The organism is Aeromonas sp. Y293-4 (genome assembly GCF_027705905.1).
Taxonomy (GTDB): domain Bacteria; phylum Pseudomonadota; class Gammaproteobacteria; order Enterobacterales; family Aeromonadaceae; genus Aeromonas; species Aeromonas veronii.
In genome coordinates this window covers 25,887-49,376 of record NZ_JAPDCI010000004.1, presented here as the reverse complement: position 1 = coordinate 49,376, position 23,490 = coordinate 25,887, and the positions used below count along the sequence as shown (strand labels likewise).

The window sequence follows — 23,490 nt, the reverse complement described above, 5'->3', positions numbered from 1 at the left end:
GTGAGCGCCGTAGGGGCGGGGGATTAATCCTCGGCCTTGTTGAGCCACTCCACCTTGTACTGGGCGCCAGCACCCTGTGCCAGCTTGGCGCAGAGGGGCTTCAAGAAGGCTTCAATCTGCTCGTCCAGCATCCAGGGCGGGCTGATGATCAGCATGCCTGAGCCGTTCATGCCCCAGTCGGCAGTCTGACCGGCCACTTCCAGCTCGGCCACCAGCACGTTGCCGAAGTTCTCCCGCTTGATGGCTCGCAGCATGTCGCGGGATTTGTCCGCCTCCTGCCCGAGGATCGGATACCAGAGGGCGTAGATGCCGGTGGCCCAGCGTTTCTGCGCCTTTTTCAGGGTGTCGACCACGGCGAAGTAATCTTCCTTGAGCTCATAGGGCGGGTCGATCAGCACCAGCCCGCGGCGCGGGGTCGGCGGCAGCAGGGCGATCAGCCCCTCGAAGCCGTCACGGTGGTGCACGGCGACGCGGGGGTCATAGCCCATGTTGGCGCGCAGATCTTCGACCTCGTTGTTGTGCAGCTCCATCAGCGCCAGCTTGTCCTGCTCGCGGGTGAGGCGACGGGAGAGCTCCGGCGAGCCGGGGTAGTAGTGCAGCTCACCGTTCTGGTTCATCTCCTCGATAACGCCGAGATAGGGGGCCATGGCAGACCACTGGGCCCGCTCGTCCCACAGGCGGCCGATGCCGTCGGCATACTCGGCCTTCTTCTGGGACCAGTCACCGCGCAGGTCGTAGAGACCGCCACCGGCATGGGTGTCCAGCACGATGAAGGGTTTCTCCTTCTTCTTGAGGGACTCGATGATCAGGGCCTGAACGGCGTGTTTCAGCACGTCGGCATGGTTGCCGGCGTGAAAGGCGTGGCGGTAGCTCAGCATATTAGATCTCTGAGGGGGCCCTGCTGGGCACCCAGTAACGATAGATAGTTCAACAAATTGCGGCTGTTTCCGCGAAACAGGGAGAGGCTGCGCAGGGTCTGCAACAGGACGCCCTGTTGCAGCCGCTCCAGCTCCAGCTCGTGGGCCAGCATCGACTGATACTGCTGCTCGTCGAGTCGCGTCTTGGCGCTCTGGCGCAGGGCGCGCCACGGGGTTAGCACCGCCTCGGTCTGCACCAACGCCGGTTGCAGGTCGGTCAGATCGACCACGATGCCGAGTTGATCGAGCCGGTGCAGCAGCAGCGCCAGATTGACGTTGCCCCCCTGCTCCTGCACGGTGAGCCAATCCTGGCTGCGCTCACCATAGACCTTGCCGCTCCAGTGCCAGAAGCCGATCGGCGTCGGTAATTCGTGGACCGCGACCCGCTCGCTGGCCATCAGCTGTTCGTCACGCAAAGAAGGCTTGCTCCATGGTTTCCAGCTCTTCGGAGAGGCTCATCCACTCCAGCTCAACTTCTTCCAGCTGCTCCTTGAGGGGGCCCTGGGATTTGAGCAGCTCGGAGAGCTTGGTTTTAGCGCTCTCTTCGTAGATGGCGGGGTCGGCCAGTTGGCTCTCGATGTCGCCAAGCTTGCCTTGCAGCTTCTCCATGCTTGCTTCGAGCTTTTCGAGCTTCTGGCGCAGCGGACGGGTCTGCTGGCGGAACTCCGCCTCGCGCCGCTTCTGATCCTTGCGCGCTACCGCCGAGTTGGCAGAGACGGGGCCATCGGCCGGTTTGGCGTTAGCCTCTTTCTCCTGCTCGCCGAGCCACTTGTGGTAGTCGTCCAGATCGCCGTCGAACGGCTCGACCCGGCCACCGTGCACCAGATAGAAGTCATCTGTGGTGGTACGCAGCAGGTGACGGTCGTGGGAGACCACTACCATAGCCCCTTCGAAGCCTTGCAGCGCCATGGTGAGGGCGTGGCGCATCTCCAGATCCAGGTGGTTGGTCGGTTCATCCAGCAGCAGGAGGTTAGGCTTTTGCCAGGTGATCAGCGCCAGCACCAGCCGCGCTTTTTCGCCACCGGAGAAGGGCGCCACCTTGTCGAGCGCCTTGTCTCCGTGAAAACCGAAGCTGCCCAGATAGTTGCGCAGCTCCTGCTCGGTCTTGTCCGGCGCGAGGCGGGCCAGATGATCGAGCGGGGAATCGTCGAGACGCAGGGTCTCCAGCTGATGCTGGGCGAAGTAGCCGATGCTCACCCCGGCGCTCACTTCGAGTTTGCCAGAGAGCGGCGGGTTGGAGCCCGACAGCATCTTGATAAAGGTTGATTTACCGGCGCCGTTGCGACCGAGCAGACCGATGCGCGAACCCGGTACCAGATTGAGTTTGATCTTCTCCAGGATCACCTTGTCGCCGTAACCGGCAGAGAGGTTCTCCATGGCAATGAGCGGGGTCGGCAGGGCCGACGGCTCGCGAAACTCGAAGCTGAATTCCGAGTCGGCGTGGGCGGGCAGGATCTTCTCCATCCGCTCCATCGCTTTCAGGCGGCTCTGGGCCTGGCGGGCCTTGGAGGCCTTGTAGCGGAAGCGGTCCACATACGCCTGCATGTGGGACATCTCCCGCTGCTGCTTCTCGTACATGGACTGCTGCTGGGCCAGATGTTCGGCGCGCTGCAGTTCGAAGTCGGAGTAGCCGCCGGTGTATTCGTTGAGCTTGCCGTTCTCGATATGGATGATGCGACTGATGACCGAATCGAGGAAGTCGCGGTCGTGAGAGATGAGCACCAGCGTGCCCTGATAGCCCTTGAGCCACTTCTCCAGCCAGATCACCGCATCGAGATCCAGGTGGTTGGTCGGTTCATCGAGCAGCAGCAGATCGGAGCGGCAGAGCAGCGCCTGGGCGAGGTTCAGACGCATGCGCCAGCCACCGGAGAAGCTGCGCACCGGCGAGCTCAACTGCTCATCGCTGAAACCGAGGCCGTGCAGCAGCTCGGCGGCGCGGGCGCGAATGCTGTAGGCGCCGATGGTATCGAGGCGACCGTGCAGCTCGGCCACCAGCAGCCCATTGTCATCCTGCTCGGCTTGCGCCAGCTCGGCCTCCAGCGAGCGGAACTCCTTGTCGCCGTCGATCACGTAGTCGAGGGCGGAGCAATCGAGCGCCGGAGTCTCCTGCGCGACGCCTGCGATCTGCCAGCCAGCGGGCAGGCTGAAGGTGCCGCTGTCGATGGCCAGCTCGCCCCGTACCAGTGCAAAAAAGGTGGACTTGCCACAGCCGTTTTTACCCACCAGACCCACTTTGTGGCCGGGGGGTATGGTGGCGGAGGCGTTGTCCAGCAGCTTGCGGCCGCCGCGGATCAGTTCGATTTGACTGGCAACTATCATGGGTGGGATCTGCTTGCTCAAAATGGAGGAGAAAAACTGGCGCGGATCTTACGTGAAATGACGCTGATTTGCACTGTAGCGAAGGGCTGGCCACTGGCTGGCGCTGCAAAAACATGCCATAACAGAGAAACCAGTTTGGTTACGGGAGGTTAGCATGCATATCAGGGATATTATGACGACCCGGGTCGCCACCGTTTCAATGGATGATCGACTCCGAGTCATCAGGGATATCTTCGAGCAGGCACACTTTCGCCACCTGCTGGTGCTGGAAGAGGAGGAGTTGGTGGGGGTCATTTCGGATCGGGATCTGTTCCGCGCCATCAGCCCCTATCTCGACTCCGAAGCCGAGATGAGTCGCGATACCGAAACCCTCAACAAGCGGGCCCACCAGATCATGAGTCGTCAGCTCGTCACCATCGCACCCCATCTCACCGTGCGCGACGGCGTCAAGCTGATGCTGGAGAAGGGGGTCTCCTGCCTGCCGGTGCTGGAGAATGGCGCCCTGGTCGGCATCATCAGCTGGAAAGATTTTCTCAAGGCGGCGCTGGAGAGTGACGCGCTGGTTTGAGCCCAACGCTCATCGTCATCAGCTGACAGAGAACCAATATAGAGAGAGGGGAGCCAAGGCTCCCCTCTCTCTATATTGGCTTTGCCGACAATGCCGGTTTGCACGCCGCCAGCATCATCACGGCTCGGGCTGCCCTGCGACAAGGCAGGAGGGGCCGCTGCCGGAGAGGTGCGGCTGCAGATGAGTGCGGATCTCCTGCAGGGTGCGCTGGTACTGCTGGGCATGTTGATCGAGAAACGCGGGGCTGTGCTTGAGGCGCCGCTCCAGGGTATCAACCAGCAGAGCCACCCTGGGGGCGGCCATACCCGCTGGCCAACAGTGTTGCAGCAGCTCCAGCAGTTGCCAGGCATCGCCCGGCAGGGCGGGGAACTCCTCCAGCAGCTGCAAGCCCGCTTGCAGGGCTGTCTGATACTGGCTGGCCTGCATCGCCTTGTGGCGTAGCTGGCGCAGTTCGCTCAGCCGTTGTTCTCTCGCCGTCAGGCGCTGGCCCAGCTCGGCCACCAGATGGTGGAACAGCTGGCGAGTGAGCGGGTGGGGCGCCACCCTGACGCGATATTGGGTCAGTTGGGTCAGGTAGCGCTGGGCGTGGTGGGGCAAACCGCAGAACTGGCTGACCGCAAAGCCGAGCAGCAGGGTGAGGTGGTTGTCGCTCCCCTCATCCGGCTGGTGGTGGGCAATCAGGATCAGCGCCTCGTCGAAGCGGTAATCCAGCCCCAGCATCAGCGCCTGCAGCAGCTCATATTCGTGGGGTTGCAGGTGGACGGTGCGCTTGAGGTGCTCCCACTCCTGTTGCAGGGAGCGGATCCGGTTGCTGGAGGGGGCGTGCCACAACACCGCCAGACTGGCATTGAGCATGAAGCTGTCGATGGCGAGCCGGACGCGCTGCTCGCCGAAGTGGCGCAGGGTCAGGCTGTTGGCCTGCTCCAGCACCTTCTCCTCATCTTGCAGCACCAGCCCGAGCAACATCGCCAGCTGATGCCAGCGCGGCTGATGGGGGCGGATCTGCAGCAGCTCTCCCATGGTCTCCCAGGCCGCCAGCCAGTAATGCTGATGCAGCTGGCTGGCGAGTTGCAGCTCCAGCCGGGTGGCCATCGAGACGCTGGCCTGATGGCGCTGCAAGTCGGTCCGGGCGCTCTGCAATTTGCCGAGCCCCAGCATGGCGTAGAAGAGCCCGGCCCTTGGCCAGCTCGCCTGATACTCGTTGGCACAGAGGGCATAGTGCTGGGCGGCTGTTATCCGCTCGGTCGATTGCAGCAGCAGGTAGCCCTTGAGTCGATCCAGCCAGGGGGTCAGCGAGCGATTCTCCCGTTGAAACAACAAGTCTTCACAGAGGGCGGTAGCCAGTTGCCACTCCCGCAGCAGAATGGGGGCGGCCAGCGTGCGGGTCAGGTTGCTTAACTTCACCAGCTGGCCGAGCACCGCTGTGAGCTGCTGGGTCATGAAGGGAAGAGCCAGATAGAGGGAGAAGTAGAGATCCGAGGGGAGAAACTCCTGCTCGCTATGATCGGCATCGAGCAGCAGCAATACGCAACCGGGTTGCAGCAGGCCGAGATAGTGCGCTTCGTGCAGCAGCCGGGCTCCGTCAAGATCCTGCTGCTTGTCCTGCTGACAGATGATGGCGTCGAAGGCGTGCTGTTGCAGCAGGGCCAGCAGGCCGCTACGCTCGTGGTTTGGATGGCTGTGGTAGTGGATCCAGTCGGCGGGCACCCCCTGTTCGGTCAGTTCCCGGGTGATGGCGCTACGGAGCAGGGGATCCTCTTCGAGCAGCAGTATCGTCATGCAGGTACTTCCTGTGAGCAAACCATTAGGTTGATTATGGTAGACCCAAGAGGAACATAGGCACAGCACTCGCTGAGTGAAAAGCTGACAGTAGCCAGCAGGGTGCTGGAGGGCGCACTATGGGCTGTTATTTCAATCGGTTATGTAATCGCTCAGGCCCGCGACCAGCTATTGCCGAGGGCGGATCTGTGCCCCGAAGGGGCAGTCGCTCTGGCGGATCAGCCGCGACCCCTTGCCCTGTTCCCCCAGCCAGCTCAATTCCAGTTTGCCGAGGCGGCCCAGATGGCGCAGCTCGAACTCGTAGCGCTGACAGAGGTTGTCCTGGGGCAGGTTCGCCATCCCCGCAGGCAGGCGATATTGATAGCGCAGGAGTGGCCCATCCTCCAGCTTGCTGGCCACCGGCACCAGCCCCTCTGGGGTGGGCTGCGGCGCCCCGAGTGCGCGGCGCAAACTGAGCGGCGCATCGATCGCCTTTTGATAGTGCAGGCCGTTCATCGCCGCCAGCTCCTCTTCCAGTCGTTGCAACTCTCCTTCCAGTCCATTGAGCGCGGCCCCCAGCTGCTGGTGGGTCGTTGACGAGGCGCAGCCACCCAACAACAGGGTGGCAAGCAGCAGGGCGGCTCTGATGGGGGGCACGGCATCTCCTTGGCTATGACGATGAAGCGTGAAGGTCAGGTCGGTTGGCCCTGACTATAGCAGGGGATTGCTGGGGGGCGTCCCCTGCAGCAGTTGGGCCAGACGGGCCAGCCCCTCGCCGACCCGGGCGTCGGTGGCGGGTTGGCTCAGGCTCAGGCGCACCCCCTGCGGAGCGGCAAACTGGCCGGCGGCGAAGTGTTCCCCGCTCGCCACGCCAACGTCAAGGGCATCGGCGGCGGCAGCAAACTGCTGGCTGCGCCAGGGCTCTGGCAGCGGCAGCCAGGCGTGCATGCTGCCCGGCTGCCAGCGGGCGGCAGGCAGCAGGTGGCGCAGCAGTTCGCCACGGCGTTTGAGGATCTCCCGCTGCTGCTCGACCAGCGGCATGATCTGGCGCTGACTGACCATTTTGCAGGCGAGCTCGATCAGCAGCGGGCTTACCATCCAGCTCGACAGCCGCATGGTCTGGGCGAAGGCGCTGCGCAGGGCGGGGGGCGTCAGCACGAAGCCCACCCGCAGGCCGCCGCAGGCGATCTTGGCCAGACTGCCCAGATAGATGACCCGCTCCGGCGCCAGATTGACCAGAGGGATCACCGGTTGCTGGGGCAGCAGGCCGTTGACGTCATCCTCGATGATCAGCAGATCGTGGCGACGGGCGATGGCGACGATGGCCTCCCGCCGCGCCAGACTCATGATGGCGGTGGTGGGGTTTTGCAGGGTCGGGGTGAGGTAGAGCAGCTTGGCCCGGCGGGTACGGCAGGCGGCGTCCAGCGCCTCGGGCAGCAGCCCCTCCTCGTCCATCGCCAGCCCCACCACCTGATTTTTCAGTTGGCGAGCGTTACCCAGCATACCGGGGTAGCTCAGCCCCTCGCACAGGATGGTCTCCCCCACGCAATTGGTAGCCAGCAGCGCCAGCATGATGCCGTGCTGGGCGCCGTGGCTGAATAGCAGGCGATCCTCACTGCAGGCCACTCCTTGCTCCGCCAGCCAGTTGACGAACTGCTGGCGCTGATCCGGTCGTCCCGCCTCCTTGTCGTAGCCGAGCAGGGCGTTGAGATCCCCGTCCGCCACTTCCCCCAGCATGGGGCGAATGATGGCCGCCCGATCCAGCTGCACCGGCAGGTTCTGCCACAGCTCGATGCGGTGCCCCTCCTCCTGGCGGATCACCCACTCATTGGCGGGATCCGTGTTCCCTCCCTTGACCCAGGTGCCGTGGCCCACCCGGGCGGCCAGCAGGCCGCGCCGCTCCGCCTCGCTGTAGGCGCGGGTGACGGTGCCGACGGTGACACCCAGACGATCCGCCAGGGATCGGTGGGTAGGCAATCGGGTCTGCGGTGGCAGCTCGCCATTCACGATCCCCTGTTCGATCGCTTTGACCAGCTTGAGGTAGAGGGGGCCATCGAAGGCCGCAAGGTCGGGCGTCCAGATTGTCATGGTGACAATAAATCCATTGATCAAAATTTGTTGTCAATATAGCGTAAATTTCAACCTGATAACAACCAAATAGCACACATTGTATCGATACAATGTGGCAAGCAAGGAGTCACAATATGACGATGGAGTGGTATGTCACCCTGTTCGGTTTTGCCGTACTCACCTGCGGTACGCCGGGGCCCAACAACCTGATGTTGACGGCCTCCGGTGCCAACTTCGGGGTGCGTCGCACCCTGCCACATCTGCTTGGGGTCGGATTGGGGCAGCCGGTGCTGCAACTGGTGCTGGCGCTGGGGCTTTATCCGCTGTTCGAGCGCTGGCCCTTGTTGCGCCTCGGTTTGCAGATTTTCGGCAGCCTCTATCTGCTGTGGCTGGCGTGGCGTATCGCGGTGGCCGGGGCGCCGGGGGATCCGGCCCGATGTGCCCGTCCGCTGACCATGCTGGAGGGGCTGGGCTTTCAGTTCCTCAATCCCAAGGCGTGGATGATGGGGATCTCCGCCATCAGTCTGTTCAGCCTGCCCGGCGCCAGTTACTGGTCGAGTCAGCTGGCGGTGATGGTCATGTTTGTGCTGGTGGCCCTGCCGGTCTGCTTTGTCTGGGTACTGTTCGGCCATCAGCTGAGCAACTGGATCAGCTCGGATCGGGGCTGGCGCCGACTCAACGGCTCCCTCGGTCTGCTGACGGCGCTCTGCGTGGTGATGCTCTGGTATTGAGCCGTGTTGCGCCGATGGGGGAGGTGGCCGAGAAAGAGGCATTTCTGACTTGTCGCCAAGGGGTTGGCTCTGCATATTAGAAGGCTTTCCCCATAACGGGGGCGTGGCATCGACAAGAGGTTGAGATGGATCTGAACTGGTTACTGCCCCTGGCGGGGTTTGCCCTGGTTACCTGCGGCACGCCGGGGCCCAACAATATGTTGCTCACCAGCGCTGGGGCAGCGCAGGGGTTTCGCCGCACGATTCCCCTGCTGGTGGGGGTGGTCGGGGGGATCAATCTGATGATCCTCGCCACCGCGCTGGGGCTTGGCGTGGTGTTCGAGAAGGTGCCGCTGCTGCACGATGGCCTCAAGCTTATCGGTTCGGCGTATCTGCTCTGGTTGGCGTGGAAGGTGGCGACCGCCAGCGGCCCGGCCGAGGGCAACCGGCCGCTCATTCCCGCCCATCAGGGGGCCATGCTGCAACTGCTCAATCCCAAGGCATGGATGATGGCGCTCTCCGCCATCAGCGGTTTCACCCTGGCGGGGGAGGCTTACTGGCCCTCCGCGCTCTGGGTGCTGGTGATCTTCTTTATTACCGGCCTCTACACCGGGGCGTTCTGGGTGCTTTTTGGTGCCCAAGTGCGGCAAATCATCCGCACTGCCCGGGGTTGGCGGCGTTTCAACCTCGGCATGGGGCTGGCGACGGCCGCCTGTGTCGGGATGATCTGGATTTAGCCCGGGGTTGACCCGGGCCTTTACCGGCTGTCTTGTTGGCCCTGCGGGGCCTTTTTTATCTCGTTCCCGTGACTTTGCCTGCAAGGTGGCGTGGTTCTGCCCTCCCTTGGGATGAAAGGAGTTCCTATGAAATGTATCGGTCTGCTGGGTGGCATGAGCTGGGAGTCCACCGTCAGTTACTATCAGGCGCTCAACCGCGGGGTGCGCGCACAGCTCGGTGGTTTGCACTCGGCGCGGGTGCTGCTCAACAGTGTCGACTTTGCCGCTATCGAGCGGCTGCAGCATGCCGGTGACTGGCCCGCCACTGCCCGCCTGTTGGCGGCGGAGGCGCACAAGTTGCAGGATGGCGGTGCCGATTTCTTGCTGATCGGCACCAACACCATGCACAAGGTGGCCCCCGAGATAGAGGCGGCCATCGATATCCCGCTGCTCCATATCGCCGATGCTACTGCGGCCAAATTGCGGGCGGACGGGATAACCCGGGTCGGCCTGCTCGGCACCCGCTTCACCATGGAGCAGGATTTTTACAAGGGGCGCTTGCAGGAGCGCTTCGGGTTGGCGGTGCTGGTACCCGATGAGGCCGGGCGGGAGCGGGTACACAGGATCATCTATGACGAGCTCTGTCTGGGGGAGATCCGCGAATCGTCGCGGGCCGAGTATCTGGCGATTATCGAGGGGCTGGCAGCCGCGGGTGCCGAGGCGGTGATCCTTGGCTGCACCGAGATTGCCCTGCTGGTGGGGGATGCCCGGGCGGCGGTGCCGCTCTACGACACCACTGCCATCCATGCCGAGGCGGCGGTCGCGCTGGCACTGGCATCCGATTAATAAACTGGTCAGATCTCACTATTCATGCTTGTCTCATACCCCTTGCCATAAAAGCGTGTAAAATTGCGCCCTGAATTTTCCCCGGCCAACGCGGGTTGGCTGCGGTTTCCTAGCATGCAAGGCTGACATTGTGACTGAAGTAGATAGATTCGCGGATATTCGCCCCTACCGCGATGAAGAAGTGCCGGCAGCCATCGAACGGCTGATCCAGGATGATGAATTTATCGGCGCCATCGCCAAGTATCGTTTCGGTTCCCTGATGAGCTGGCTGGGTTGGGCCATTCGCCCGCTGATCCGCCTGTTCCTGCGCCGCAAATGGTCAAAAGTGACCACTGTGCATCAGGTCCAGATGGGGGTCACCCGGTACATGTCCCGCATGATCGCCACCTCCACCAAGGGGGTGACCTTCTCCGGGATCGAGCATCTGAAGAAAGAGCAGGGCTATCTGTTTGTCTCCAACCACAGAGACATCGCCATGGATCCGGCGTTCGTCAACTGGGGGCTGCACACCCACGGTTTCGATACCGTGCGCATCGCCATCGGTGACAACCTGCTGCGCAAACCCTGCGCTACCGAGCTGATGAAGCTCAACAAGAGCTTTATCGTCAAACGCTCCGCCAAGGGGCCGCGGGAGATGATGAAGGCGCTCGGCGAGCTGTCTGCCTATATTGGCAACTCGGTCCACGAAGGTCACTCCATCTGGATTGCCCAGAAGGAAGGACGCGCCAAGAATGGCGATGACAAGACAGATCCCGCCATCCTCAAGATGTTCTACGTCGACGGCAAGAAGCAGAAGATCGACTTCGTCGACTACATGCGCAGCCTCAATATCGTGCCGGTCAGCATCAGCTACGAGCTGGACCCCACCGACAAGGCGAAGGCACGCGAGCTCTACGAGAAGTCGGTTAACGGCAGCTACGAGAAGGGCGAGTTCGAGGATATCGAGAGCATCGTTGCCGGCATCGTCGGCATGAAGGGGCGGGTACATGTCTCCTTCGGTGCGCCGATCACCGAGGGCTTCAGCGATCCGGACGAACTGGCCGCGCTGATCGACAAGGCGATCTGGAGCAGCTACCACCTCTTCCCCAGCAACTATCTGGCGGCAGATGTTTCCGGCAAGGCCAATACCATCGAACAGGCGGCCTTCCTGACCCGTCAGTCAGAGGTGCCGGAAGAGCACAAGGCGATCTGGCGTGCCATGTACGCCAAACCGGTGGAAAACGCCAAAAAGGCTTGAATGAAACCGGTTGTTAAACGGTTTTGCGAAAAAAACGGGCGCTGATGCGCCCGTTTTTGCGTCTGGTCAAAGTCGAGGGGGAAAGGGTGGTGAATAATATGGTTTCAGCTGGTACGATCACTATGAAAATGGGATTATGTCTCTTGGCAAGGTGCTGACGAGTGTGTAACAGTGCCCATATAGCTGAACATGAGCAAAAGCTCTAAACCGGTTTGCACGGATTGCAGACGGCATTATTGAAGGACCTGTCACTGGTCCTTTTTCATTGGCTGGCAAAGATGCCGCCAAGATATACCTAACAGGAAACAGACGCCATGATCACCGGTAGCCTGAACACCCTGCAGCGGACGCCGCTGCCCGCCCCGCTGGCCCGCATTATGGCTGAGGTGGTGAAGAGCGTGGCTCACTGGGGTGACGCTCCGCTCGGCAAGACCGAGATCGATGGTCTCAACCTGTTCTGTCTGGTGAGCGAGGATCTGACCGAGCCAGCCGCGGATCGCCGTGGCGAATTCCATCAGCAGTATCTCGATATCCAGCTGCTGCTGTGCGGTGAAGAGTGGATAGGTGTGGGCCCCCACGACTACGTGAGCGACGGCGCCGACCATCCCCATCCCGACCTCTGGTTTGTCGATGACGAGCAGACCAGCTATCTGGCGCTGCAACCGGGCGATTTCGCCATCTTCTGGCCGGGCGAACTGCACCGCCCGCTCTGTACCTTCAATCAGCCCGCCAAGGTGAAGAAGCTGGTGGTCAAGGTACACAAGGATCTGCTGGCTATCGCCTGAGCACTCCCATTAAAGCGAGCCCTGCGCAGCTGATGCGTTGAGACTCGCAAGCATTGAAACCAGTGATACGCACCACAAGTTGCGATCACTCTTTCAAGAGCAAGAATTGAAAAATTGGACGCACCCTCCTGCGACCATAAGCCCCCGGCAGGGGAATCCCATCCTCTTTTGGATGACACGACACTGTCGGCATAAAGCCGAAGCACAGGAAGATGTAGAAAATGAGCAAGTTGGTATTGATCCTTAACTGCGGTAGCTCTTCCCTGAAATTTGCCGTAATGGACGCCGAAACAGGTGAGGACATGCTGTCCGGCCTGGCCGAATGCTTCAATCTGGATGATGCACGTATCAAATGGAAACTCCACGGGGTCAAGGGCGAAGCCATGCTGGGAGCGGGTGCCGCTCACCAGGAGGCCCTCGACCATATCGTGGGTCACATCCTGCCGCAGGATCCGACTCTTGCCGAGCAACTGGTGGCCATCGGTCACCGAATCGTACACGGTGGCGAGCAGTTCTCCCGCTCCGTGCGCATTGATGACGGCGTGATCGCCGGTATCGAAGCCGCCATTCCGTTCGCCCCGCTGCACAACCCGGCCCACCTCATCGGTATTCGCGCCGCGCTGAAAGTGTTCCCGCAGCTGTCCGAGAAGAACGTGGCCGTGTTCGACACCGCCTTCCACCAGACCCTGCCGCAAGAGGCCTACCTCTATGCGCTGCCGCACAAGCTCTACCGCGAACACGGTATCCGTCGTTACGGTGCCCACGGTACTTCTCACCGCTACATCGCGGAAGAAGCCGCGAAAGAGCTGGGCAAGCCGTTGAATGAACTGAACATCATCAACTGCCACCTGGGTAACGGTGCCTCTGTCTGCGCCATCAAGAACGGCGAATCCGTAGACACCTCCATGGGGCTGACTCCGCTGGAAGGTCTGGCGATGGGTACCCGCTCCGGTGATATCGATCCGGCCGTGGTCTTCTTCATGCACGACCAGCTCGGTTACAGCGTGGAGCAGATCAATCACACCCTGACCCGTGAGTCCGGTCTGTTGGGGATGACCGAAGCGAGCAGCGATTGCCGCTACGTCACCACCAACTACGCTACCGACGCCGGAGCCAAGCGCGCGCTGGATGTCTTCACCTACCGTGTGGCCAAGTATGTCGGCGCCTACGCCGCTGCGATGGACGGTCGTCTGGACGCAGTGGTCTTCACCGGCGGTATCGGTGAGAACGCCGCCATGGTGCGCGAGATGGTGCTGAACCGTCTGGCGCTGTTCGGCTTCAAGGTGGACAAAGAGGCCAACAACGCCGCGGTACTGGGTGGCGAAGGTCGCATCACCACCGCCGACAGCCGTTGCGCCATGGTGATCCCGACCAACGAAGAGCTGGTCATCGCTCGCGATGCCCTGAGCCTGGTCTGCTAAGTCAGCCTCGCTTTGAAACAACGCCCGGCCTGTGCCGGGCGTTGTCATTTCTGGCGTACGCCGATTTGACATGGGGGAGGGGAGCGGTACCCTGACCACCACTGTTTTTGCAGCCAGCAGGCTGCCAGGTTCGGGAGAGAGCAATGAAAGAGGCGTTTTTTAACTGGTTGTCGGGCCTTGGGGTGGAAGTGACCAGCATGATGGCGCTGGTGATCGCACTGGGCTTTATCGTCATCACCTCGTTGCTGCTGCACATGGCGCTGCACCGGGTACTGCTGGTCCGGCTGGTGGGGATCCTCGGCAAGGCCAAGCAGGTATGGCTGCCGCCCCAGCTGCAACAGCGCCTCTTCAACCGGCTCGCTTTCGTGTTGCAGGGGGCCGTGCTGCTCGGTCAGGCGGAGATCTGGCTGCCTCGCCAATCAGATAGCCTCAAACTTATCGAGATGGTGGCCCAGCTCTGGATCTTGCTGTTCCTGCTGCTGGCCTTCTTCGCCCTGCTCGACTGCCTGTTGTCGGTGAGCCGTTACTCCCGCCTTGGTCGGGATTTGCCCCTGCGCGGCATCTTCCAGGGGGCCAAGCTGGTAGGCAGCATTCTGGTGGGCATCCTGATGATCGCCCTGCTGCTCGGCAAGTCGCCGCTGTTCCTGTTCAGCGGTCTGGGTGCCATGACCGCAGTGCTGATGCTGGTGTTCAAGGACCCCATCCTCGGGCTGGTGGCGGGGATCCAGCTCTCCGCCAACCGGATGCTGAGCGTCGGTGACTGGCTGCAGATGGACAAGTACGGCGCCGATGGCGAGGTGACCGACATCGGGCTTACTACGGTCAAGGTATCGAACTGGGACAAGACCATCACCACCATTCCCACCTATGCCCTGATCTCCGACTCTTTCAAGAACTGGCAGGGGATGACCGAGTCGGGCGGCCGCCGCATCAAGCGCAGCGTCAATATCGACATGACTAGCGTGCGTTTTCTGACGGCCGAGGAGCAGTTGCAGCTCAAGCAGGCGCAACTGTTGGCTCCCTATCTCAGTCGCAAGGAGCAGGAGCTGAGCGCTTACAACCAGCAGCTGAGCGATGCCCTGAGCTGCCCCATCAACGGTCGTCACCTCACCAACCTCGGTACCCTGCGCGCCTATCTGGATGCCTACCTGCGCGCCCACCCCGGCATTCGCAAGGACATGACCCTGATGGTGCGTCAGCTGGCGCCCACGTCAGACGGTTTGCCGCTGGAAATTTACTGCTTCACCGCGACTACCGCATGGGCCGATTACGAAGGGATCCAGGCCGATATTTTCGACCATATCTTCGCCATCATTGAGCAATTTCATCTGCGGTTGCACCAATCTCCCACAGGTTACGACATGCGTGCCTGGCAACGGGGATAAACAGGGATACCGGACGGGTCGGGGACGCGGAAAAAAACGCATATTAATCATCGACCCGTCGCCACTTGTCAGTTGAAATTTGCCGTGCAGAGGAGAAAAATGGCGGCCTTCTCTTCGCGCCCCTGATCCTCTCTTGATCAGCTGCCAGCCCAGAGACGTCACTTCAAGTCATCATCATGGGAAAGTTATGAAGCTCCTTCGCAATAGTGTGGCAACACTCTGCTACAGCCTGCTGCTGACCGCTGCGCCGGTTTTCGCTGTTGAATATGCTCTGCCTGCGGCCAACAGCCGTCTGGTAGGGGAAAATCTGGAATACGTGGTTCCGGCCGAAGAGAACGGCCAGCCGCTGGAGGCCATTGCGGCCAAATTCCAGCTGGGGCTGACCAACATGACCGAAGCCAACCCCGATGCGGATCCCCTGCTGGTACAGACCGGCGAGAAGCTGGTGATCCCCCAGCAACTGATCCTGCCGGATGCACCCCGTGAAGGGATCGTGCTGAACGTGGCCGAGATGCGCCTCTACTACTACCCCAAGGGTAAAAAAGTGGTGGAAGTGCTGCCCATCGGCATCGGCCAGCTCGGTACCGATACTCCGGAAAACTGGGTGACCAGCGTGCAGCGCAAGAAAGCGGGCCCGACCTGGACCCCGACCGCCAAGATGCATGCCGAATATGCCGCCCGTGGCGAGAGCCTGCCTGCGGTATGGCCAGCTGGCCCGGACAACCCCATGGGTCTGTTTGCCCTCTACATCGGCAAGATGTACGCCATCCACGGCACCAACGCCAACTTCGGCATCGGCCTGCGGGTGAGCCACGGTTGCGTGCGTCTGCGCAACGACGACATCGCCTATCTGTTCAAGCAGGTACCGGTCGGTACTCGCGTCCAGTTCGTCAACCAGCCGATCAAGGCCTCTCTCGAGCCCAACGGCGTCCGCTATCTGGAAGTGCACCAGCCGCTGTCGCGCAGCGAAGAGGAGTTCAACTCCAAGCTGCCGGCACCGCTGCCGATGACCCCGGCGGTGACCCGCTTCATTGCCCACGCCGACAGCGACTCCCAACTGGTGAAGCAGGCGCTGGAGCAGCGCAACGGCATGCCGATGGCGATCAACCGCTAACGGCAAATCCCCGTCATGACAAAGGGCGAACAGCAAGCTGTTCGCCCTTTTTGTTTCTGCTGCGTTGACTCAGCTTCGCAGCAGATTTGCCTGCAGCTCGCTGCCGAGCTGATCGAGCAGCTGATAGCGCGCCTTGTAGCTGGCCCGCTTGCGGGAGGGGATCTCCTCCAGTGTCTTGCGGGGCACCTCCAGCGGCAGGCTCATCCAGAGTTCATCCTGCACGCAGCCCTGATGCTCCTGCCACAAACCGTCGAGATCGAACTTGACCCGATCGGCAGTGCGCTTGCTGCTCTGATAGACGTGGCTTTGGGTGCGGATCCCGAGCAGGCTCTTGCACGCCAGCCCCCGGGCCAGCTCGGCGGCCATATAGACCAGCAGGGACATGGGGCGCAGCCCGCCGCACGCCTTGGTGACCAGCTTGATCTCCTCGCTCTGCCCCTTGCCGCCCTGCAGCGAACAGATCTCGAGGGTCGGGTTCGGCGCGGGGCGCAGATTGAGGGCCATGTAATAGAGCGCCGCGTCACCCAGCTTGAGGGTCAGGCTCATCTCCCCCTCTTTGCCCATGTGGGTTTGGTAATCCAGTTGCAGGGTGAGGGGGGCTGTCAGCTTGTCGCTCTGCCACTGGGCCAGCAGCAGGCCGCGCCCGCTGTAGATTGCCAGTTGTTGCGCCTTGGGCAGCTGACGTGCCAGCTGCTGGTAGTGGCCGCTGATAAGTCCGGCTCGCAGGCGCTTGCTGAGCCCCTTGTGGCGATAGGGGTGGATCGGCTTTTCCAGAATATCGGGGAAGCGGCTGATCGCCTGCGCCAGCAGCGGTTGCTCCTGCTGCTGACGATAGAGGGCGCGGGCGCCGGGATTGAGCCAGAGACGCCCCACATACTTGGCCCGTCGGATGAGATGACCCGACTCCTCCACCGGGTGAAGGCGGCGGGCGAGGGTTCGCAGGTGTGACAGATGAGATGACATGGTGCCGACCTCTGACTGGTGTAATGAGACAGGGCGGGGAGTGTAGGAGCGGGGCGCTGGCTTGTAAAAAAATGGATAGTAACAAAATGTGAAAACATAACGCTCAGTAGCGGCTGGCGCTGCGAGATGACTGTCATGGCCACGGCAGGAAATCTGGCGCCATCCTCTTGATGCGACAGATGATTTGATGCGTAAAGGTTTTTATTGTGTTTTGTGTTTGTTAAAAGTGGTTGAGCTGGCGCGAACGGCTGATTAAGCTAGGCCGGTTTTTTTAGGGATGAGCCCGTCACCAGAGCGGGCAGAAAATGACACAAAACGGAGTTTTGCATGACAGCTAGCACACCCATGTTAATCACCTTCCTGGTGTATATCCTCGGAATGGTGTTGATCGGCTTCGTCGCCTATCGCGCCACCCGCAACTTTGATGACTACATTCTGGGCGGCCGCCGGATGGGGAGCTGGGTTACCGCTCTCTCTGCCGGCGCCTCCGACATGAGCGGCTGGCTGCTGATGGGGCTGCCCGGCGCCGTCTTCGTCAGCGGCATCTCCGAGAGTTGGATCGCCATCGGTCTTGTCATCGGCGCCTACCTCAACTGGCGCTGGGTAGCGGGTCGCCTGCGGGTACATACCGAGAAGAACCGCAATGCCCTGACCCTGCCGGACTATTTCACCTACCGCTTTGAAGATCACAGCAAGGTGCTGCGCATTCTCTCTGCGCTGGTGATCCTGCTGTTCTTCACCATCTATTGCGCCTCCGGCGTGGTGGCCGGTGCCCGTCTGTTCGAGAGCACCTTCGGCATGGATTACAACACCGCCCTCTGGGTCGGTGCCGCCGCCACCATTACCTACACCTTCTTCGGCGGCTTCCTCGCGGTAAGCTGGACCGACACGGTGCAGGCGACCCTGATGATCTTCGCCCTGATCCTGACCCCTGTCTTCGTCATCATCGCCGTCGGCGGGGTGGATAGCGCAATGATCGAGGTGGCCGCCAAGAGCGCTACCAACCTCGACATGTTCAAGAATCTGGATGTGATCGCCATTGTCTCGCTGATGGCCTGGGGCCTTGGCTACTTCGGTCAGCCCCACATTCTGGCCCGCTTCATGGCGGCGGATTCCCACCACTCCATGGCCAATGCCCGCCGCATCAGCATGACCTGGATGGTGTTCTGCCTCGCAGGCGCGGTGGCCATCGGCTTCTTCGGTCTGGCCTACTTCGCCCGTTTCCCGGAAGTGGCGGCTGGAGTGACCGGCAACCCGGAGCGGGTCTTTATCGAACTCTCCAAGATCCTGTTCAACCCCTGGATCGCCGGTGTGCTGCTCTCCGCCATTCTGGCGGCGGTGATGAGCACTCTAAGCTGCCAGCTGCTGGTCTGCTCCAGCGCCATCACCGAGGATCTCTACAAGCCCTTCCTGCGCAAGAACGCCTCCCAGCGTGAGCTGGTGTGGGTGGGTCGCCTGATGGTGCTGCTGATCGCCGTGATTGCCATCGCCGTCGCCATGAATCCGGAAAACCGGGTGCTGGGGCTGGTGAGCTACGCCTGGGCCGGTTTCGGTGCCGCCTTTGGTCCCGTGGTGCTGCTCTCCGTGCTCTGGCCGCGAATGACCCGCAACGGCGCGCTGGCGGGCATGCTGGTCGGAGCCATCACCGTCATCGTCTGGAAGCAGTTCGGCTGGCTGGGGCTGTATGAGATCATCCCGGGCTTCCTGTTTGCGCTGCTGGCCATCGTGGTGGGCAGTCTGCTGGGCGAAGCGCCCTCAAAAGCGATGCTGGAGCGTTTCCGCGATGCCGAGGAGGAGTACAACACTCCGGCCGAGAGCGCGGGAGAGCCGGTCGCGGTGAACTGATCCCCCTTACCGCTTTCTGATTGAGAGCCCCGCCCCCGGACAAGGAGCGCCCTGGTTGGCCATCCTTGCACCGGTTTGGCGGGGCTTTGTGCTATCTGATTCACTCTTGGGCACTTTTTTATGTTCGGCCGGTGGCTCCCGGGTGCTCGCTTTCTTTTGTCTTGGCACCGAATATGGGACACTAGGCCGCCTGAAGGAGACCTAGTGCATGCGGCTATTCACCCTGATCCTGATCCTCCTGCTGGGGGGACTGCAATATGACCTCTGGCTGGGGAAGAACGGGCTATCCGATTATCAGAACCTGTCGGAGGCCATCTCGCAGCAACAGCGGGACAACCAGACTCTCAAGGATCGTAACGACCTCATTTACCGCGAGATAGATGATCTCACCTCTGGCCTCGAGGCCATCGAGGAGTTGTCGCGCAACGATCTGGGTTACATCAAGCAGGGGGAGACCTTCTACCGGATCATCCCCAAAGAGAAAGACAAAGAGACAGCGCCGGACGATGAGCCCTACGATGACTGATGCCAGCCGGGTATCCGGCCTGACGGCGATCGTCCCTGCCGCCGGTATCGGCAGCCGGATGGGGGCCGATTGCCCCAAGCAGTACCTGCAACTGGCGGGTAAAACCATTCTCGAACATACCCTGGAGCGGCTGCTCTCCCACCCGGCCATCGCCCAGGTGATCGTGGCGCTGGCGCCCCATGATCGCTGGTTCGAGGCCCTGCCCGTGGCGGCCGACCCGCGCATTGTGCGGGTAGAGGGAGGCGCCGAGCGCGCCTTCTCCGTACTCAATGGCCTCCATGTGGCGCAAGGGGAGTGGGTGCTGGTGCACGATGCGGCCCGTCCCTGCCTGACTCACGGCGATCTCGATGCGCTGATTGTTGCGGCCATGGGCTGTGGCGGCGCCATTCTCGGCAGTCGGGTGCGCGATACCATGAAGCGCTCCGATGGGGAGGGCAATATCATCGCCACCGTCGAGCGCGAGCAGCTCTGGCATGCCCTGACGCCGCAGATGTTCCCGACCCGTGCCCTGAAGCGGGCGCTGGAAGAGGGGCTGCTGCTGGGCGCCACCATCACCGACGAGGCCTCCGCCATGGAGCGGGCCGGATTCACGGTGCGGATGGTGGAGGGGCGCGCCGACAATATCAAAGTGACCCGGCCGGAAGACCTGTCGCTGGCGGGGCTGTTTTTAAGCCAGCAGGCATAAGCCCCTCAGTCAGAACAGACCGTTCAGAGCAGAGTGTCTCGAACAAACAGGCCCGAACAAGGAGTTAGCATGATCCTGATTGGACATGGTGTGGACGTACACAAAATTGATGGGGTTGGTTTCAGCATGTTGGGAGGTTGCTGCTGATGATGCGCATTGGTCATGGTTTTGATGTCCATAAATTTGGTGGTGTTGGCCCCTGCATGCTGGGTGGCGTGCCGGTTCCCTACGAGCAGGGGCTGGTTGCCCACTCCGACGGCGACGTGGTGCTGCACGCGGTGAGCGATGCCCTGCTGGGGGCCATCGGTGCCGGTGACATCGGTCGCCACTTCCCCGATACCGCTGCCGAGTTCAAGGGGATCGACAGTCGCATTCTGCTGCGGGATGTCTTTGCCCGGGTACAGAAGGCGGGGTATGCCATCGGCAACCTGGATGTGACCATCATCGCCCAGGCCCCCAAAATGGCGCCCCATATCGACGCCATGTGCGCCGTGCTGGCCGCCGATCTGCAATGTGATTTGAACCGGGTGAACGTCAAGGCGACCACCACCGAACAGCTTGGGTTTACGGGGCGCAAGGAAGGGATCGCCACCGAAGCCGTCGTCCTACTGGTGAAACAATAATGCTGGAACAACTTGCCTATCTGCACGGGGCGCCCACTGCCCGCGGTATCCTCAAGGCCGAGGCCGCCGACTTCGTGGTCAATGAAGATCTCGGCTTTGAGCCTTGCGGTGAAGGGGAGCACATCTTCGTCCGGGTGCGCAAAACCGGCGAGAACACCGCCTGGGTGGCGGGTTTGCTGGCCGATGCGGCCGGAGTCAACCGCAATGCGGTGACCTGGGCGGGCCTGAAGGATCGCCACGCGGTGACAGAGCAGTGGTTTGGCATTCACCTGCCAGGCAAGGCCGAGCCGGACTTGTCGGTCATCGAGAGCGACAGCATCCAGATCCTGCAAGCCAGGCGTCACAACCGCAAATTGCGGGTCGGCTACCTCAAGGGCAACCACTTCACCCTGCGTCTCACCGCTCTGGAACAGGCTGACGGGCTGGAAGCGCGCCTGCAGGCCATCGCCACTCAGGGCGTGCCCAATTACTATGGTGAGCAGCGTTTTGGCCGCGATGGCAACAACCTGGAAGCGGCCAAGGCGATGTTTGCCGGCAAGCGGATCAAGGATCGCAACAAGCGTTCCCTCTACCTCTCTGCCGCCCGCAGCATGCTGTTCAACGCCATTGTCAGCGCCCGTATCGAGCAGGGGCTGGCTCATCAGCTGCTGGCCGGTGATTGCGTGATGCTCAAGGGCAGCCACTCCATCTTCAGCGAAGAGAGCGTGACCCCCGAGCTGGAAGCGCGTCTTGCCTCCGGCGACGTGCAGCTGACTGCGCCCCAGTGGGGCCGTGGCCGTTTGGCCAGTCAGGGTGCCGCTGCCGAGTTCGAACAGGGCGTGCTGGCTCCTTACAGCGATTGGTGTGACGGGCTGGAGAAAGCCGGGCTGGATCAGGACAGGCGCCCCCTGCTGCTCAAGCCGGAGCAGATGAGCTGGCAGCTGGACGGCGAGGCGCTGACCCTCTCCTTCTTCCTGCCGGCGGGCGCGTTTGCCACCAGCGTGGTGCGCGAGTTAATGCAGGCCGAAGAGGCCGATCACGGTTTCAGGAATCAGACCGATGCGAATTCTGGTCAGTAATGATGATGGTGTGCATGCCGAGGGCATTCGTGCCCTCAGCGAGGCGCTGCGCGCCTGCGGCGAGGTCATTGTGGTGGCGCCGGATCGCAACCGCAGCGGCGCGAGTCACTCCCTGACGCTGGAAGTACCGCTGCGGGTTACCCGCATTGCAGAAAACGGCTTTAATGGGTGCGAGAGCTATGCGGTGAAGGGGACGCCGACCGACTGCGTGCATCTGGCGGTCAACGAGCTGGTGCGCCCCGAGCCTGACATGGTGGTGGCCGGCATCAACCACGGTGCCAATCTGGGGGATGATGTCATCTACTCCGGTACTGTGGCGGCTGCGACCGAAGGGCGCCACCTTGGCTATCCCTCCCTCGCCATCTCGCTGGTGGGCAAGACCCATTTCGCCACGGCGGCCCACTATGCGGCCCTGCTGGTGAAGGGGTTGATGAAGCACCCCCTGCCAGCGGATCAGATCCTCAATGTGAACGTACCTGACCTGCCGCTTGAGCAGATCCGGGGGATCAGAGTGACCCGCCTTGGCAATCGCCATCGGGCGGAGTCGGTGATCCGCACCGAGGATCCCCGCGGTCAACCCATCTACTGGATTGGCCCTCCCGGCGACAAGCAGGATGCAGGAGAAGGAACCGACTTTGCTGCCATCGAGCAGGGTTATGTCTCGATAACTCCCCTGACCATTGACATGACTGCCTATGACAGTCTCGCTGGTCTGGGGGCCTGGTTAGATCTGCAGGGATGAGGGTGTGATAGTACAGCGCCTGTTAAATCAGCTCATTGCGCAGGATATTCGCGATTTTCGCGTACTGGCGACCATCGCGAAAGTGCCGCGCCAGCTATTCGTGGATGAGGCCATGGCCCACAAGGCGTGGGACAACACCGCCTTGCCCATTGGCCATGGCCAGACCATTTCGCAGCCCTACATGGTGGCGCGAATGACCGAGCTGCTGATGCAAAATGATCCGGCCCATGTGCTGGAGATTGGCACTGGCTCCGGTTACCAGACGGCGATCCTCGCCCATCTGGTGGAGCACGTTTATACCGTGGAGCGGATCAAGTCGCTGCAGTTCCAGGCAAGACGCCGGCTGCGCCAGCTTGATCTGCACAATGTCTCGGCCAAGCACGGTAATGGCTGGCTGGGATGGCCCAACAAGGGGCCTTACGACGCCATTCTGGTGACGGCGGCGGCGAGCGAGATCCCGACGGCGCTCACCGATCAGCTGGCCGATGGCGGTCGGCTGGTGTTGCCGGTGGGTGACAGCCAGCAGACCCTGCAATTGATTGAACGCTCCGGCTCCCAGCTGACCAGCCGAATTCTGGAACCGGTGCGTTTTGTTCCCCTGATCGACGGAGATGTTGAGTGAAGTTGTTTTCCCGTTTGTATGTGCTGGTAATGCAGTGGGCGCGCCACAAATACGCCCCCTGGTATCTCTCCATCACCGCTTTCATCGAGTCGGTGTTCTGGCCGATCCCGGTGGATGTGATGCTGGCGCCGATGGCGCTCGCCAAGCCCCACAAGGCGTGGCACTACGCCACGCTGGCCACCCTCTTCTCTGTGCTGGGCGCCCTGTTTGGCTATGCCCTTGGCTATGCCCTTTGGGATCCGGTCGTGCTGCCACTGGTGGAGTCTGTGGGCTATCAGGACAAGATCGAGATTGCTCGCAACTGGTTTGAGCAGTGGGGGATCTGGGTCATTTTCATTGCCAGCTTCACCCCTATCCCCTACAAGGTGTTTACCGTGACGGCAGGGTTGTTGCAAATGGCTCTGCTGCCCTTCATCATCACCTCCCTCATCGGTCGTGGCATGCGCTTTTTCCTGGTTGCGGGCCTGATGCGCTGGGGTGGCGAGAAGATGGAACGCAAACTGATGCACTATGTTGATGTGCTCGGTTGGCTCTGTATTGGTCTGGCCGTGGTGGCCTATTTCTGGTTTAGTCGTTAAGG

At 61.6% G+C, this 23,490-nt stretch carries 24 protein-coding genes; 17 read left to right on the top strand and 7 right to left on the bottom strand.

Features of this window, described 5'->3' with window-relative positions; genetic code table 11:
- Positions 1-23: 23 nt before the first annotated feature.
- From OKC31_RS05970 to OKC31_RS05960, 3 genes are read right to left on the bottom strand one after another with little or no spacing between them, the layout of a single operon-like run.
- Entirely contained in the window at positions 24-878 is an 855-nt protein-coding gene (locus tag OKC31_RS05970) for a 23S rRNA (adenine(2030)-N(6))-methyltransferase RlmJ (protein ID WP_040068346.1), read from the bottom strand.
- Positions 872-1,333 carry a DUF2390 domain-containing protein gene (locus OKC31_RS05965; protein ID WP_005343337.1) on the bottom strand — a complete coding sequence of 154 codons (462 nt, stop codon included), beginning with the start codon at positions 1,331-1,333 and terminating at the stop codon, positions 872-874. Before OKC31_RS05965 ends, OKC31_RS05970 begins: the two co-directional genes overlap by 7 nt.
- Positions 1,326-3,236, bottom strand: a complete 1,911-nt coding sequence (locus OKC31_RS05960) for an ABC transporter ATP-binding protein (protein ID WP_270656497.1) — start codon at positions 3,234-3,236, stop codon at positions 1,326-1,328. Before OKC31_RS05960 ends, OKC31_RS05965 begins: the two co-directional genes overlap by 8 nt.
- A 154-nt stretch (positions 3,237-3,390) precedes the next feature.
- Between OKC31_RS05960 and OKC31_RS05955 the strand changes: the two genes are divergently transcribed.
- On the top strand, positions 3,391-3,804 hold the full coding sequence (locus OKC31_RS05955) for a CBS domain-containing protein (protein ID WP_040068349.1): 414 nt from the start codon (positions 3,391-3,393) through the stop codon (positions 3,802-3,804).
- A gap of 117 nt (positions 3,805-3,921) precedes the next feature.
- Here OKC31_RS05955 and OKC31_RS05950 read toward each other — a convergent pair whose 3' ends face one another.
- The 3 genes from OKC31_RS05950 to OKC31_RS05940 all read right to left on the bottom strand — a co-directional run bounded on the left by OKC31_RS05950 (position 3,922) and on the right by OKC31_RS05940 (position 7,650).
- A complete protein-coding gene (locus OKC31_RS05950; RefSeq protein WP_219296129.1) occupies positions 3,922-5,583 on the bottom strand; it encodes a hypothetical protein in 1,662 nt (553 codons plus the stop codon).
- Positions 5,584-5,751: 168 nt separating this feature from the next.
- Positions 5,752-6,219 (bottom strand): hypothetical protein, encoded by a 468-nt coding sequence (locus tag OKC31_RS05945; protein WP_139406641.1) that lies wholly within the window; start codon positions 6,217-6,219, stop codon positions 5,752-5,754.
- Between the two features lie 54 nt (positions 6,220-6,273).
- The gene (locus tag OKC31_RS05940) at positions 6,274-7,650 is read right to left on the bottom strand and encodes an aminotransferase-like domain-containing protein (RefSeq protein WP_270656496.1); all 1,377 of its coding nucleotides are present in this window, start codon (positions 7,648-7,650) and stop codon (positions 6,274-6,276) included.
- 116 nt (positions 7,651-7,766) lie between these two features.
- Here OKC31_RS05940 and OKC31_RS05935 point away from each other — a divergent pair, with 116 nt between their 5' ends.
- From OKC31_RS05935 to OKC31_RS05900, 8 genes are all read left to right on the top strand, one after another.
- Complete coding sequence (locus OKC31_RS05935; RefSeq protein WP_216952008.1) at positions 7,767-8,363, top strand: LysE family translocator; 597 nt, start codon at positions 7,767-7,769, stop codon at positions 8,361-8,363.
- 125 nt (positions 8,364-8,488) lie between these two features.
- Positions 8,489-9,079, top strand: a complete 591-nt coding sequence (locus OKC31_RS05930; protein WP_005335534.1) for a LysE family translocator — start codon at positions 8,489-8,491, stop codon at positions 9,077-9,079.
- Positions 9,080-9,205: 126 nt separating this feature from the next.
- Positions 9,206-9,904 carry an aspartate/glutamate racemase family protein gene (locus OKC31_RS05925; protein WP_270656495.1) on the top strand — a complete coding sequence of 233 codons (699 nt, stop codon included), beginning with the start codon at positions 9,206-9,208 and terminating at the stop codon, positions 9,902-9,904.
- A 130-nt stretch (positions 9,905-10,034) separates the two neighbouring features.
- Positions 10,035-11,141, top strand: coding sequence for a 1-acyl-sn-glycerol-3-phosphate acyltransferase (locus tag OKC31_RS05920; RefSeq protein WP_005335527.1), 1,107 nt, complete (start codon positions 10,035-10,037; stop codon positions 11,139-11,141).
- A 314-nt stretch (positions 11,142-11,455) separates the two neighbouring features.
- Positions 11,456-11,926 (top strand): YhcH/YjgK/YiaL family protein, encoded by a 471-nt coding sequence (locus OKC31_RS05915; RefSeq protein ID WP_270656494.1) that lies wholly within the window; start codon positions 11,456-11,458, stop codon positions 11,924-11,926.
- A gap of 221 nt (positions 11,927-12,147) precedes the next feature.
- Positions 12,148-13,347 (top strand): acetate kinase, encoded by a 1,200-nt coding sequence (locus OKC31_RS05910; RefSeq protein WP_005354534.1) that lies wholly within the window; start codon positions 12,148-12,150, stop codon positions 13,345-13,347.
- A 143-nt stretch (positions 13,348-13,490) separates the two neighbouring features.
- Positions 13,491-14,732, top strand: a complete 1,242-nt coding sequence (locus OKC31_RS05905) for a mechanosensitive ion channel family protein (RefSeq protein ID WP_270656492.1) — start codon at positions 13,491-13,493, stop codon at positions 14,730-14,732.
- Positions 14,733-14,919: 187 nt separating this feature from the next.
- On the top strand, positions 14,920-15,846 hold the full coding sequence (locus OKC31_RS05900; protein WP_005354531.1) for a L,D-transpeptidase family protein: 927 nt from the start codon (positions 14,920-14,922) through the stop codon (positions 15,844-15,846).
- A gap of 69 nt (positions 15,847-15,915) precedes the next feature.
- Here the strand turns inward: OKC31_RS05900 and OKC31_RS05895 are convergent, their stop codons facing one another.
- Complete coding sequence (locus OKC31_RS05895; protein WP_270656491.1) at positions 15,916-16,809, bottom strand: VirK/YbjX family protein; 894 nt, start codon at positions 16,807-16,809, stop codon at positions 15,916-15,918.
- Between the two features lie 327 nt (positions 16,810-17,136).
- Between OKC31_RS05895 and putP the strand changes: the two genes are divergently transcribed.
- The 8 genes from putP to OKC31_RS05855 all read left to right on the top strand — a co-directional run bounded on the left by putP (position 17,137) and on the right by OKC31_RS05855 (position 23,488).
- Entirely contained in the window at positions 17,137-18,654 is a 1,518-nt protein-coding gene (putP, locus tag OKC31_RS05890) for a sodium/proline symporter PutP (protein ID WP_005354514.1), read from the top strand.
- Between the two features lie 208 nt (positions 18,655-18,862).
- Positions 18,863-19,180, top strand: a complete 318-nt coding sequence (gene ftsB / locus OKC31_RS05885) for a cell division protein FtsB (protein WP_005335520.1) — start codon at positions 18,863-18,865, stop codon at positions 19,178-19,180.
- Positions 19,173-19,865, top strand: a complete 693-nt coding sequence (ispD, locus tag OKC31_RS05880) for a 2-C-methyl-D-erythritol 4-phosphate cytidylyltransferase (protein ID WP_110303496.1) — start codon at positions 19,173-19,175, stop codon at positions 19,863-19,865. The genes ftsB and ispD overlap by 8 nt, the downstream gene beginning before the upstream one ends.
- A 146-nt stretch (positions 19,866-20,011) precedes the next feature.
- Positions 20,012-20,488 carry a 2-C-methyl-D-erythritol 2,4-cyclodiphosphate synthase gene (ispF, locus tag OKC31_RS05875; protein ID WP_005335518.1) on the top strand — a complete coding sequence of 159 codons (477 nt, stop codon included), beginning with the start codon at positions 20,012-20,014 and terminating at the stop codon, positions 20,486-20,488.
- Complete coding sequence (gene truD / locus OKC31_RS05870; RefSeq protein WP_110303495.1) at positions 20,488-21,546, top strand: tRNA pseudouridine(13) synthase TruD; 1,059 nt, start codon at positions 20,488-20,490, stop codon at positions 21,544-21,546. The genes ispF and truD overlap by 1 nt, the downstream gene beginning before the upstream one ends.
- Positions 21,527-22,288: a 5'/3'-nucleotidase SurE gene (gene surE / locus OKC31_RS05865; protein WP_270656489.1), complete on the top strand. Its 762-nt coding sequence runs from the start codon at positions 21,527-21,529 to the stop codon at positions 22,286-22,288. The genes truD and surE overlap by 20 nt, the downstream gene beginning before the upstream one ends.
- Positions 22,289-22,292: 4 nt before the next feature.
- On the top strand, positions 22,293-22,910 hold the full coding sequence (locus OKC31_RS05860; protein WP_033113776.1) for a protein-L-isoaspartate(D-aspartate) O-methyltransferase: 618 nt from the start codon (positions 22,293-22,295) through the stop codon (positions 22,908-22,910).
- Complete coding sequence (locus OKC31_RS05855; protein ID WP_204380696.1) at positions 22,907-23,488, top strand: YqaA family protein; 582 nt, start codon at positions 22,907-22,909, stop codon at positions 23,486-23,488. The genes OKC31_RS05860 and OKC31_RS05855 overlap by 4 nt, the downstream gene beginning before the upstream one ends.
- The last annotated feature ends 2 nt before the right edge of the window (positions 23,489-23,490 follow it).